Source organism: Candidatus Pelagibacter sp. PS_16, assembly GCF_059417965.1.
Window position 1 is genome coordinate 651,763 of record NZ_CM182074.1, and the last position, 12,099, is coordinate 663,861.

The following is a 12,099-nucleotide window of genomic DNA, read 5'->3' on the forward strand; positions in this document are numbered from 1 at the left end:
ATCTACCTATTTTAAGACTATTGAAGTTTTTTCTTTAATATTTCATTTATTAGTTGTGGATTAGCTTTACCACCTGAAACTTTCATTGCTTGACCTACAAAGAAACCAAATAGCTTTTCTTTACCATTCTTATATTCAATAGCTTTTTCTCTATTAGTATCAATTATTTTATCTATTAACGCCTCTAAAGCTTTAGGGTCACTTTCCTGTTTTAAACCTTTTTCTTCAACAATTATTTGAGGATCTATGTCTCCATCAATCATCAATTCAAATATTGTTTTAGCTATTTTTCCAGAAATTGTTCCATTCTTAATTAGATTAATTAACTTTGCTAAATTTTTGGCACTTACTGGGCTTTCAGATATTTCTAAATTTTTATTATTTAAAACAGCAAATAATTCACCTGTAATCCAGTTAACTGCTAACTTCATATCTTTGTTTTTGCCCATTTTAGCAACTACCTCTTCAAAATATTTAGCTGTTTCAATATCTGATACTAAAATTGTTGCTTCGTAAGCAGAGACTTTAAACTCATCAATAAATCTTTTTTTCTTATCGTCTGGTAATTCTGGGATATCTGCTTTAAGTTTTTCAATAAATTCATCTGTTACTTCTAATGGTAATAGGTCTGGATCTGGAAAATATCGATAATCATGAGCATCTTCTTTAGATCTCATAGATCTTGTTTCATTTTTTTTAGTATCAAATAATCTTGTTTCTTGATCAATTGTTTTACCATCTTCAATTAAATCAACTTGTCTATTAGCTTCATAATCAATAGCCATTTGCATAAATTTAATTGAGTTAACATTTTTAATCTCACAACGAGTTCCAAGTTTATCAGAACCTTTAATTCTAACAGAAATATTGACATCAGCTCTTAAAGAGCCTTCCTGCATATTTCCATCACACGTACCAAGGTATCTCATAATAGATCTTAATTTTTTAATATAAGCACTAACTTCATCTGGAGTTCTCATGTCTGGTTTGCTAACAATTTCCATCAAAGCTACACCAGATCTATTTAAGTCAACCAATGTATTTTGTGGGTCCATATCATGAATACTTTTTCCAGCATCTTGTTCTAGGTGTAATCTTTCAATCCCTACTTCTTTTTGGCCATGTGCCATATCAAGAATAACTGTTCCCTCTCCTACTATTGGATACTTAAACTGTGAGATCTGATAACCTTGTGGAAGATCTGCATAAAAATAATTTTTTCTATCAAAAACTGATCTTTTATTAATTTGAGCTCTTAAACCTATGCCCGTTTTAATTGCCTGTTTTACACAGTACTCATTAATAACTGGAAGCATTCCTGGAAATGCAGCATCCACTAAACTTACTTGTGTATTAGGTTCAGCACCAAAGGTAGTTGATGAAGATGAAAATAATTTAGAATTCGATGTAACTTGAGCATGAACTTCAAGGCCGATTACTACTTCATAAACATTATCTCGTCTTTCAATTAAATATTCTGAATTATCTTTAGTCATCTATTTAATCCACCAGTCAGTAATTTTATTTTTAAACTGAATTTTCTCTTCCATAGCATAAGCAATGTTTAAAATATTTTGTTCATCAAAAGCTTTACCAATAATTTGTAGTCCCAATGGATAACCTTTAACATCTATTCCTGCTGGAATTGAAATTGCTGGTAATCCAGCTAAATTCACTGGAACTGTAAATATATCATTTAAATACATTGAAACTGGGTCATTAGTTTTTTCACCAATTTTAAAAGCAGCACTTGGTGTTGATGGGGTTAAAATTGCATCAACTTTTTTATAAGCTTCATCAAAATCGTTTTTTATTAATTTCCTAACTTTTTGAGCCTTTAGATAATAAGCATCATAATAACCAGAGGATAAAACATAAGTTCCAATCATTATTCTTCTTTGAACTTCGCTACCAAAACCTTCAGATCTTGTCTTTTCATACATATCAATAAGGTTTTCACCTTTAGATCTAAAACCATACTTAACACCATCATATCTTGCTAAGTTTGAAGAAGCTTCCGCAGGGGCCACTATATAATAAGTAGGTAGAGCATAGTTTGTATGAGGTAATGAAATTTCTACAATTTCAGCACCACAATCTTTTGCATACTCAATGCCATTCGTCCATAAATCCTCTATTTCTTTTGGCATTCCATCAACTCTATATTCTTTAGGAATTCCAATTTTCTTACCTTTAATATTATTTGTTAATTCTTTACTGTATTCATTTCTTTTAAAATCAATTGATGTTGAGTCTTTTTCATCATAAGTACTAATTATTTCTTGAAGCAATGCGCAATCTTTTACATCTTTAGACATTGGTCCTGCTTGATCTAATGAAGATGCAAAAGCAACAATTCCATATCGTGAACAACTTCCATAAGTAGGCTTTAATCCAACGGTACCTGTAAATGAAGCAGGTTGTCTAATAGAGCCACCTGTATCAGTTCCAATTGTAATAGGCGTTAAATTAGCTGCTAGAGCTGATGCAGAGCCTCCTGAAGAGCCACCTGGTACTAAACCTTTGTCTATTGGACTTTGTACATTTCCAAAAAAACTAGTTTCATTAGATGAGCCCATTGCAAATTCATCACAATTTAACTTACCAAGTAATATCGCACCTTCATTCCAAATATTTTGAGTAACAGTAGACTCGTATGGTGGAATAAAATTATTTAAAATTTTACTACCTGCTGTAGTTTTAACATCTTTGGTACAAAACAAATCCTTAACAGCTATTGGAACACCCGGAAGTTTTAAATCAAAATTTGGTTTTTGATCAAAACTTTTAGCTTTCAAAAGTGCATTAGAAAAATCTTCTGTTATGTATGTATTTAAATCTCTAGATTTTTCTCCTCTATGAATAAAAGCTTTTGTAGTTTCTTCAGAAGAAATCTTTTTATCTTTAATATTTTTAACTAATTCAGTTAAAGTGAGTGATGTAATATCAGACATTATTCAACAACCCTTGGTACTACAAAAAAATCTTCATTTTCCTCTGGTGAGTTTTTTAATATTTGATCTCTAATATTTTCACTTTTAACCTCGTCGGCTCTTAATTTTAATGTGGTCTCTGCAACAGAAGTTAAAGGCTCAATATTATCAGTATTGAGTTCATTTAATTTTTCAATGAAATCAAATATAGAGTTAAGATCTCCAGCTAATTTATTAGCTTTTGCATCATCAACTGAGATTCTTGATAATTTAGATATATGCTTTATTGTTTTAAGATCAATTGTCATGTGGTAATTAAATATGTCGGCAAACTATCACTTAAGTATAAAATATACAATATGATCACAATTGAAGATTTTAAAATAAAACACACTAATAAAGTGAGATTTATTGGTTTAGATTTAGGGTCTAAAAGAATTGGAGTCTCAATTTGTGATGAAAGACAATCCATAGCCACACCCTTTAAAACCATAAACAAAACCAACACAAACGAACTAATTGATGAACTTAAGATAATAATTAAGGATAATAATATTGGTGGAATAATTGTCGGGAACCCAGTTAATATGGATGGTAGTCTAGGTAGATCAGCTCAATCAGTTAATGATGTTGCATCAAATATATCAAAATCTATAGACCTACCAGTAATTTTATGGGATGAGAGACTTTCAACAGTTGGAGCATTTAATCTATCGAGTTTATTAGACGTTAACGTTTCAAAAAGAGTTAAAACAATTGATCAAAATGCTGCAGCCTTTATTTTACAAGGGGCAATAGATTTTTTAAATAATTAATACTTGCCATAGTGATGGTTAATAGTTATAGAGTTAATTTTAATGGCAACCAAAATAAATAAAGCTATTAAAATCTCTCAAAAACACCTCCTAGGTATTCAAGATCTATCAATTAATGATGTTAATCTTATTTTAGAAGAAGCTAAAAGTTTCATCAAATTAAATCAAAGTAAAAACAAAAGATTAAATGTCTTGAGTGGTAAAACTCAAATTAATTTGTTTTTTGAGCCTTCTACTAGAACACAGAGTTCATTTGAATTAGCTGGAAAAAGATTAGGTGCAGATGTTATGTCAATGAATATGGCAAATTCAGCTATTAAGAAAGGTGAAACACTAATAGATACCGCAATGACTTTAAATGCAATGCATCCTGATATAATTGTAATTAGACACCAAGATTCAGGAGCGTGTAATCTTTTATCACAAAAAGTAAATTGCGCAGTACTTAATGCTGGAGATGGAAGCCGTGAACACCCTACTCAAGCTTTACTAGATGCTTTAACAATTATAAATCGAAAAAAAAAAATTGAAGGTTTAAGAGTTGCAATTTGTGGTGACATAACTCATTCACGTGTTGCAAGATCAAATATTTATCTTTTAAATATGCTAGGTGCAGAAGTTAACATTATTGCACCATCAAATTTAATGCCAAAAGAAATAGAAAAGTTTGGGGTTAATACTTTTACAGATATGAAAAAAGGTTTGAAAGATTGTGATATTGTAATGATGTTAAGGTTACAAAATGAAAGGATGACTAGTTCTTTCTTGTCTTCTAATAGAGAGTACTATGAATATTATGGACTAACTCCAGATAAACTTGCTCATGCAAAAGATGATGCTTTAATTATGCATCCAGGCCCTATGAATAGAGGGATCGAAATTGACACTAAATTAGCAGATGACATTAACAGAAGCGTAATTAAGGAACAGGTTGAACTAGGTGTTGCAGTAAGAATGGCTTGTTTAAAAATATTTTGTGAATAAATGAAAAAACAATACTTTATAAATGCAAATATAATTGACCCTTATAACTCTATCAATGAGAATGGCGGATTAATTATTGGAGAAGATGGCTTTATTGAAGCTGTTGGTAAAAAAGTAAATACTAATAACATTCCTTCAAGAGAAAAAGTAATAGATTTAAATGGCAAATATATATTCCCAGGTCTAGTTGATATGCGTGTCTTTGCAGGTGAACCTGGTTATGAATATAAAGAAAATTTTAGAACGCTAAGTAATGCAGCTCTTGCAGGAGGTGTTACTTCAGTTGTTACTATGCCTAATACTGACCCAATTATAGATAACGTTTCAATAGTAGATTTTTTAAAAAGACGTGGAAGAGATAAATCTAAAATAAATGTTTTTCCAAGTGCTGCTCTTACCAAAAATATTGAAGGAACTAGCATGACTGAATTTGGTCTACTTCAAAGCAGAGGAATAATTGGATTTACTGATGGAGTTAAAACAATTCAAAATACTAGATTAATGTCACGCATAATGAATTCAGCTAAAGACTTAGGCACACTGATCATGCAACACGCAGAAGATTATGATTTATCCAAAAATGGAATGATTAATTCTGGAATTATTGCAACTAAACTTGGATTATCTGGAATACCTGCTGTTGCTGAAAGAATAATTATTGAAAGAGATTTAACGTTACTTGAAAACATTAAATGCAGATATCACATATCACAAATTTCAGCTGCTAAATCAGTAGAAATTATCGAGGAAAGAAAAAATAAAGTTAAATTTACGACAGGTGTATCCATAAATAATCTTTCATTAAATGAAAATGATATAGGAGATTTTAGAACTTTTTTAAAATTATCACCGCCATTAAGAACTGAAGAAGATAGAATTGCTTTAGTACAAGGATTAAAAGATGAAACGATAGACGTTATAGTGTCTGATCACAAACCAGAAGACGAAGAGCAAAAAAGATTAACATTTGCACAAGCGTCTACAGGGGCCTCTGGAATAGAAACGCTTTTATCATTAAGTCTAGAATTATATCACAATGGCTCTGTTAAATTAGAAACTATCATTAAAGCTTTAACATCAAACCCTGCAAAAATTTTAAAAATTGATAAGGGTAATCTTTCAGTGGGCAATGAAGCAGATTTTTGCATTGTAGATATAGATAAACCTTGGGTTGTCAAAAAAGATAAGCTTATCTCCAAATCAAAAAATACCTCTATTGAAGACAAAAAACTCCAAGGAAAAGTCACTAATACATTTGTAAAAGGTGAAGAATTATTTAAGTTATAATAATGGAATATTTAATTGTTGCATTAAGCTCATATTTATTAGGATCAATACCCTTTGGTTTTATACTTACAAAAATATTTTTAAAAAAAGATATTAGAGATATTGGCTCAGGAAACATTGGAGCTACAAACGCCCTTAGAACAGGTAATAAAACATTAGGCTACGCAACTTTACTACTGGATATAACAAAAGCTGTATTGCCTGTTTTATATGTAAAATTTAATTATCCTGATTATATCTTTATTGCATCATTAAGTGCATTTTTAGGTCATGTTTTTCCAATATGGCTTAAGTTTAAAGGAGGCAAAGGTGTTGCAACATATGTTGGTATATTATTTTCTATAAACATCTTTTTGGGTTTGGTATTTATTATTAGTTGGGCTGTTACATTTCTTATTTCAAAATACTCATCACTTTCATCACTAGTTGGTAGTTTAATGGTGCCAATGTATTTAATAATTTTTGAAAATTATAATTCAATATTTTTCATAATAATGTTTGTGTTTATATTCTACACGCACAGAGAAAACGTCAAACGATTGAAAAACAAAGAAGAAACTAAGACTAAAATTTATTGATTTGACTATCTAAGTCTTTTAAGTAATTTGTTTAGTAATGAATCTTGTAGTCGTAGAAAGTCCAGCTAAAGCAAAAACTATCAACAAATATCTTGGTGATGAATATATTGTTTTAGCGAGTTATGGTCATATTAGAGACCTTCCCTCCAAAAATGGTTCTGTTGATCCAGAAAATAATTTTAAAATGGAATGGGAAGTTGATAGTTTTTCTAAAAAATATCTTAAAGAAATTACAGATGCAGCTAAGATTTCATCAAAAATCATATTAGCAACTGACCCAGACAGAGAGGGAGAAGCAATTGCTTGGCATGTTAAAGAATATTTAAATGAAAAAAAATTAATTAAAGACAAGCATATAGAAAGAGTTGTTTTTAATGAAATTACAAAAAAAGCTGTTATTCATGGAATTGAAAACCCTCGACAAATAGAGCCATTACTTGTTGATGCCTATATGGCTAGAAGAGCCTTAGACTATTTAGTTGGCTTTAATATATCACCAATTTTGTGGACAAAGTTACCAGGTTCTAAATCTGCAGGTCGTGTTCAGTCAGTTGCCTTAAAATTAATTACAGAACGAGAACATGAAATAGAGCTTTTTGATCCTGAGGAATTTTGGACTTTAAGTATTCAATTCAACGATAGTGATAAAAATTCTATATTAGCAAGTATCACTCAATTGAACGATAAAAAAATTGAAAAATTTTCTTTTAAAAATAAAGCTGAAATTGATAAAGCAATGGAAGAGGTTAAATCTAAGAATTTCAATATAAATGACATCTCTAGCAAAGTTGTTAATAGAAACCCTTCTGGTCCTTTTACTACCTCCACATTACAGCAAGTTTCTTCTGGTAGGTTAGGATTTGGAGCGTCACGTACAATGCAAATAGCTCAAAAACTTTATCAAGGTATAGAAATTGACGGTGAAACTATTGGTCTTATCACGTATATGCGAACAGATGGCACTAACCTGTCCAAAGACGCTATAGATACTTTTAGAAAATATATAAAAAATGAATTTGGTGATGAGTATGTTCCAGATAACGCTGCAAGTTACTCTGGAAAAAAAGCTAAAAATGCTCAAGAGGCACATGAAGCAATTAGACCCACAGATATAATGCGAGCACCAGATACAGTTAAAAAATACCTAAGTCCAGATCAGCATAAATTATATGATTTAATTTGGAGTAGAGCCCTATCCTCTCAAATGAAACCCGCTCAATTTGATAGAAATACTATAACGATATCTTCGGATGATAATGGAACAATTTGTAAAGCTAGTGGATCTGTTATTAAATTTGATGGCTTTTTAAAGGTTTTGAAGGATAACAAAAAAGATGATGATGAAGATATCCTTCCTGAAATGAACAAGGGCCCAGTTAATATAGAATCTTTATTAGATGAACAGCATTTTACACAGCCACCACCAAGATACTCAGAAGCTAGTTTGGTTAAAAAATTAGAAGAATTAGGTATTGGGAGACCTTCAACATATGCAAGTATAATATCTGTTATATCTACAAGAGGATATGCGGAAACAATTAATAAAAGATTTCACCCAACAGATCGTGGTAAATTAATTTCTGCTTTTCTTGAAAAGCTTTTCTCTAAGTATGTTGATTATAACTTCACAGCAAGTTTAGAAAATCAACTTGATGATATTACTACCGGGAAGGAAGGATGGATAAAAGTTCTAGAGTTATTTTGGAAAGACTTTAATCAAAACGTATCTGACGTTAAAGAGAAAAGAACTAGGGAGGTTTTAGATCTATTAAACGATAGTCTAGGAAGTTTAATTTTTGAAAGAGATGCAGATGGAAATATTAATAGACAATGCAAGTTATGTGACAGTGGATCATTAAGTTTAAAAAATAGTTTTAGAGGTGGTGCTTTTATTGGTTGCTCAAATTATCCAGATTGTAAATTTACCAGACCCCTGTCTAAAGCAAAAGCAGCTGCTCAATCTCAATTAGCTGAACCAAAATTTATAGGTAAACATGAAAATGGAAATGACATGTACCTTAAAAATGGAAGGTTTGGTCCCTACTTACAGTATGAAAAAATTGAGGAAATAAAAGAAGAGATTATAATTGAAACAAAAAAGAAAAAGAAAACAAAAAAAAAGAAGATAGAAAAAGAAGATAATAATTTAAGAAATGTCTCAATACCTAAAGGAATTACATTAGATAGCGTGGATCTTGATAGAGCTAAATTTTTATGTTCATTACCAAAAAGTTTAGGCATTAACCCTGAAAATCAGAAAGATATAATATTAAACTCAGGAAGATTTGGCCCATATTTGAAATGTGAAAACAAATCAGCAAGAATTGAAAATGTTGAGGAGATCTTCTCAATTGGACTTAATAGAGCAATAACTCTAATAGCGGAGGCTAAACCTGGTAGAATGTCTGCATCAATTATAAAAGATCTAGGAGAACACCCTGAAGACAAAAAACCTGTTAGAGTAATGAAAGGGCAATATGGGCCTTATATTAAATATAAATCTCTTAATGCAACAATTCCAGAGGAAAAAGACCCTTTAGAACTTAATATGGAAGAAGCTTTAATATTAATTGAGAAAAGAAAAGAATACGATAAAAATAAAAAAGCTAAAAAAAAGAAAAAGAAATGAAAAAAATAATATTTATAACATTAATTACATCGGCACTTATGTCTAATGCTATGGCTGAAAAAATTGATTGTAATCAGTTTGAAAAGGTTAGTGCTAAATACATAGAGTGTTCAGCAAAAAATCTAAAAGAAAAATCTTCAGAACTTAATTTAAAAGCAACGGTTGGAGCTGAAAAACTTAAAGATAAAATAACTACTAATGCTAAAAGTGGAAAAAAGAAATTTGACAAACTTAATTTAAAAGAAAAACTTGTTAAATTTAAAAACAGTAAAACATTAACTGAATTTATGGAGAGATAATCATGTCATATGAAGATAAAATTAAAGAATTAAAGTTAGAACTGCCAGAAGCAAGAGATCCTGTTGGATCATATCTTGCATCAAAACAAATTGGTAAGATGTTATTCATCTCAGGACAAATTTCTACTGCAGCAAATGGAGAATTAATCAAAGGTAAGGTTGGTAAGGATCTAAAAACTGAAGATGGATATGAAGCAGCTAAACGTTGTGGTTTAAACATTATATCTCAAGTTAAAAAAGCTTGTGGTAATGATCTTTCAAAAGTAAAATCTTGCATAAAGCTTACAGGATTTGTTAATTCAACAGAAGATTTTACAGAACAACCTAAAGTAATAAATGGTGCTTCAGATTTAATAGTTTCAGTTTTTGGAGACTCTGGAATGCATACAAGAGCAGCTGTTAGTACAAACAGTTTGCCCCTTGGTGTGTCAGTTGAGGTTGATGCTATTTTTGAATTAAATTAATTTCCAATACTAAAATATTTAATTTTATTATCTTTCATTTTATCAGCTGAGTAAATATTTCTCATATCAAAAATTGAGAATTTTTTATTTTTCACATCTTTTTTAAAATTAATATTTTTAAAATCATTCCATTCTGTATGAATAATGATTAAATCTGATTTTTTAATTGCGTCTTTAATGTTGTTTGAAAAAGTAACATTATTAAATTTTTTAAAATCTAGTTTTTCTCCAGTTGGATCAAAATAATTTATCTTTGCACCTTTTTTAATTAATGCAGGGATCATTGTTAGACTTGAAGAATCTCTCATGTCATCAGTATTTGCCTTAAATGTAACACCTAAGAAACAAATATTTTTATTGTTTACTTTATTTTTTAAAATATCAAAAACTCTTTTTAACATTAATGATGATCTATTTTCATTCGATTTAATGACACTTTTAATAACCGTTAAATTTGTTTTAAATTTATTGGCAGTAGCTGTAATAGCTTTAGTATCTTTAGGAAAACAAGATCCACCATAAGCAGGACCTGCTCTTAAAAAACGGCTCCCAATACGATCATCAAGCCCCATCCCAATGGAGATATCCTCCACATTAACATTAATTTTTTCACATAAATTGGCTAGCTCATTAATAAAAGTAATCTTTGTTGCTAGAAAAGCATTAGAAGCATATTTTATTAATTCGGCTGCTCTTCGAGACGTATTAACGTATTTTGCACCTTTTGATATTAATGGCGAATAAAGATTTTTTAAAATCTTATTAGATTTTTTATTGTGCGTCCCAATAACTACCCTGTCAGGGTAGGTAAAATCTCTTATAGCATCACCTTCTCTTAAAAATTCAGGATTTGAAACCACTGAAAAAAGTTTTTTTGATACTTTTTTTGAAATAATCTTTTCTATTTCGTCTCCAGTTGTCACAGGTACAGTAGATTTAGTTATAATAATTTTAAATCTTTTAATAGATTTGCTAATTTCTTTTGCAACATTGTATACCTGGCTTAAATCAGCATTATTTCCATTTTTTTTAGTGGGAGTGCCAACACAAATAAAAATAATATCCGATTTTGAAATTGAATCTTTTAAATTTGTAGAGAATCTTAAACGATTATTTTTATAATTTTTAATGAGTAATTCTTCTAAACCAGGTTCATATATTGGGATAATACCATTTTTTAAGTTTTCAATTTTATTTAAATCTTTATCAACACAAATAACGTCATTTCCTAAATCCGAAAAACAAACTCCACTAACTAAACCGACATACCCCGTTCCTATCATGCAAAGTTTCATTGTTTAGAAATCTCCAACGTTGATTTAATATAACCCTTCATTGTTCCACAATCTAAGTATTTACCTGAAAAATTGTGACCAATAAATTGATTATCATCTTCTATTAAAGCTTGGATAGCGTCAGTGATATGAAATTCACCACTTTTACCTGGTTTTAGAGATTTTAATTTAGAAAAAATTGTTTTAGGTAATATATATCTTCCTATTACAGCATTATTAGAAGGTGAAGTTTTTATAGAAGGTTTTTCAACAACATTATTTATAATAAAATTATTTTTATCAATTTTTTTTCTGATGTTGTAGATACCCCACCTAGATACATCATTTTTATTAACCTTCATACTTGCCATAACTGATGCTTTAAATTTATTATGCACAGCAATCATGGACTTAGAGCAGTTTTTTTTAATTATCAAATCATCAGGTAATAACATTAAAAAATATTTATCTGAAATAAATTTTTTAGTCTTGTAGACAGCATCACCAGTTCCTAATGGTTTGTCTTGAAAAACAAATTTAATCATTTTTTTATATTTGAGAATTTTTTTATATTCTTTGATAATTTTTGGATCATTTTTTTTCTTGATAATATCTTTATAAAATTTATCATTATAAAAATATTTCTTTATCATCAATTTTTTTTTAGAAATAATAAATACAATTTCCTTAATACCAGCCTCAATACATTCTTCGATAATATATTCTAACCCTGGTTTTCCATTAATAGGTAGAAGCTCTTTAGCAAAAACACTTGTTAGTGGTAGTAGTCTAGTACCAAGACCAGCTAAAGGAATTATAGCTTGTTTAATCATATA

Annotated in this window: 12 protein-coding genes; 7 read left to right on the top strand and 5 right to left on the bottom strand. The window is 29.7% G+C overall.

Annotated elements, in window-relative coordinates; genetic code table 11:
- Positions 1–17: 17 nt before the first annotated feature.
- The 3 genes from gatB to gatC are packed head-to-tail and all read right to left on the bottom strand — an operon-like array spanning position 18 to position 3,241.
- Positions 18–1,496 carry an Asp-tRNA(Asn)/Glu-tRNA(Gln) amidotransferase subunit GatB gene (gatB, locus tag AC5SL0_RS03410; RefSeq protein WP_011282144.1) on the bottom strand — a complete coding sequence of 493 codons (1,479 nt, stop codon included), beginning with the start codon at positions 1,494–1,496 and terminating at the stop codon, positions 18–20.
- Positions 1,497–2,954 carry an Asp-tRNA(Asn)/Glu-tRNA(Gln) amidotransferase subunit GatA gene (gene gatA, locus AC5SL0_RS03415; RefSeq protein WP_494618741.1) on the bottom strand — a complete coding sequence of 486 codons (1,458 nt, stop codon included), beginning with the start codon at positions 2,952–2,954 and terminating at the stop codon, positions 1,497–1,499.
- The gene (gatC, locus tag AC5SL0_RS03420) at positions 2,954–3,241 is read right to left on the bottom strand and encodes an Asp-tRNA(Asn)/Glu-tRNA(Gln) amidotransferase subunit GatC (protein ID WP_006996849.1); all 288 of its coding nucleotides are present in this window, start codon (positions 3,239–3,241) and stop codon (positions 2,954–2,956) included. Before gatC ends, gatA begins: the two co-directional genes overlap by 1 nt.
- Positions 3,242–3,292: 51 nt before the next feature.
- On the opposite strand from gatC, the gene ruvX reads away from it, so the two are divergent.
- From ruvX to AC5SL0_RS03455, 7 genes are read left to right on the top strand one after another with little or no spacing between them, the layout of a single operon-like run.
- Entirely contained in the window at positions 3,293–3,748 is a 456-nt protein-coding gene (gene ruvX, locus AC5SL0_RS03425) for a Holliday junction resolvase RuvX (RefSeq protein WP_006996848.1), read from the top strand.
- Between the two features lie 42 nt (positions 3,749–3,790).
- Positions 3,791–4,732: an aspartate carbamoyltransferase catalytic subunit gene (locus AC5SL0_RS03430; protein WP_271480960.1), complete on the top strand. Its 942-nt coding sequence runs from the start codon at positions 3,791–3,793 to the stop codon at positions 4,730–4,732.
- Positions 4,733–6,019, top strand: coding sequence for a dihydroorotase (gene pyrC, locus AC5SL0_RS03435; RefSeq protein WP_494575796.1), 1,287 nt, complete (start codon positions 4,733–4,735; stop codon positions 6,017–6,019).
- 2 nt (positions 6,020–6,021) lie between these two features.
- Positions 6,022–6,597 (top strand): glycerol-3-phosphate 1-O-acyltransferase PlsY, encoded by a 576-nt coding sequence (plsY, locus tag AC5SL0_RS03440; protein WP_494618743.1) that lies wholly within the window; start codon positions 6,022–6,024, stop codon positions 6,595–6,597.
- A 37-nt stretch (positions 6,598–6,634) separates the two neighbouring features.
- Positions 6,635–9,226, top strand: coding sequence for a type I DNA topoisomerase (topA, locus tag AC5SL0_RS03445; RefSeq protein WP_494618745.1), 2,592 nt, complete (start codon positions 6,635–6,637; stop codon positions 9,224–9,226).
- Complete coding sequence (locus tag AC5SL0_RS03450) at positions 9,223–9,525, top strand: hypothetical protein (protein ID WP_494618747.1); 303 nt, start codon at positions 9,223–9,225, stop codon at positions 9,523–9,525. The genes topA and AC5SL0_RS03450 overlap by 4 nt, the downstream gene beginning before the upstream one ends.
- A 2-nt stretch (positions 9,526–9,527) precedes the next feature.
- The gene (locus tag AC5SL0_RS03455) at positions 9,528–9,989 is read left to right on the top strand and encodes a RidA family protein (protein WP_006996842.1); all 462 of its coding nucleotides are present in this window, start codon (positions 9,528–9,530) and stop codon (positions 9,987–9,989) included.
- Here AC5SL0_RS03455 and AC5SL0_RS03460 read toward each other — a convergent pair.
- Together AC5SL0_RS03460 and AC5SL0_RS03465 are read right to left on the bottom strand one after the other, a co-directional pair.
- Positions 9,986–11,284 (bottom strand): UDP-glucose dehydrogenase family protein, encoded by a 1,299-nt coding sequence (locus AC5SL0_RS03460; RefSeq protein WP_494618749.1) that lies wholly within the window; start codon positions 11,282–11,284, stop codon positions 9,986–9,988. The two genes, AC5SL0_RS03455 and AC5SL0_RS03460, sit on opposite strands and share 4 nt — an antisense overlap.
- Positions 11,281–12,096, bottom strand: coding sequence for a sugar phosphate nucleotidyltransferase (locus AC5SL0_RS03465; RefSeq protein ID WP_494618750.1), 816 nt, complete (start codon positions 12,094–12,096; stop codon positions 11,281–11,283). Before AC5SL0_RS03465 ends, AC5SL0_RS03460 begins: the two co-directional genes overlap by 4 nt.
- Positions 12,097–12,099: the final 3 nt, after the last annotated feature.

Excerpts from the sequence above, each read along its gene's own strand:
- gatC (WP_006996849.1), bottom strand. The coding sequence starts at position 3,241 with ATGACAATTGATCTTAAAACAATAAAGCATATATCTAAATTATCAAGA.
- ruvX (WP_006996848.1), top strand. The coding sequence starts at position 3,293 with ATGATCACAATTGAAGATTTTAAAATAAAACACACTAATAAAGTGAGA.
- AC5SL0_RS03450 (WP_494618747.1), top strand. The coding sequence starts at position 9,223 with ATGAAAAAAATAATATTTATAACATTAATTACATCGGCACTTATGTCT.
- gatB (WP_011282144.1), bottom strand. The coding sequence starts at position 1,496 with ATGACTAAAGATAATTCAGAATATTTAATTGAAAGACGAGATAATGTT.
- AC5SL0_RS03430 (WP_271480960.1), top strand. The coding sequence starts at position 3,791 with ATGGCAACCAAAATAAATAAAGCTATTAAAATCTCTCAAAAACACCTC.
- AC5SL0_RS03465 (WP_494618750.1), bottom strand. The coding sequence starts at position 12,096 with ATGATTAAACAAGCTATAATTCCTTTAGCTGGTCTTGGTACTAGACTA.
- AC5SL0_RS03460 (WP_494618749.1), bottom strand. The coding sequence starts at position 11,284 with ATGAAACTTTGCATGATAGGAACGGGGTATGTCGGTTTAGTTAGTGGA.
- gatA (WP_494618741.1), bottom strand. The coding sequence starts at position 2,954 with ATGTCTGATATTACATCACTCACTTTAACTGAATTAGTTAAAAATATT.
- pyrC (WP_494575796.1), top strand. The coding sequence starts at position 4,733 with ATGAAAAAACAATACTTTATAAATGCAAATATAATTGACCCTTATAAC.
- plsY (WP_494618743.1), top strand. The coding sequence starts at position 6,022 with ATGGAATATTTAATTGTTGCATTAAGCTCATATTTATTAGGATCAATA.
- topA (WP_494618745.1), top strand. The coding sequence starts at position 6,635 with ATGAATCTTGTAGTCGTAGAAAGTCCAGCTAAAGCAAAAACTATCAAC.
- AC5SL0_RS03455 (WP_006996842.1), top strand. The coding sequence starts at position 9,528 with ATGTCATATGAAGATAAAATTAAAGAATTAAAGTTAGAACTGCCAGAA.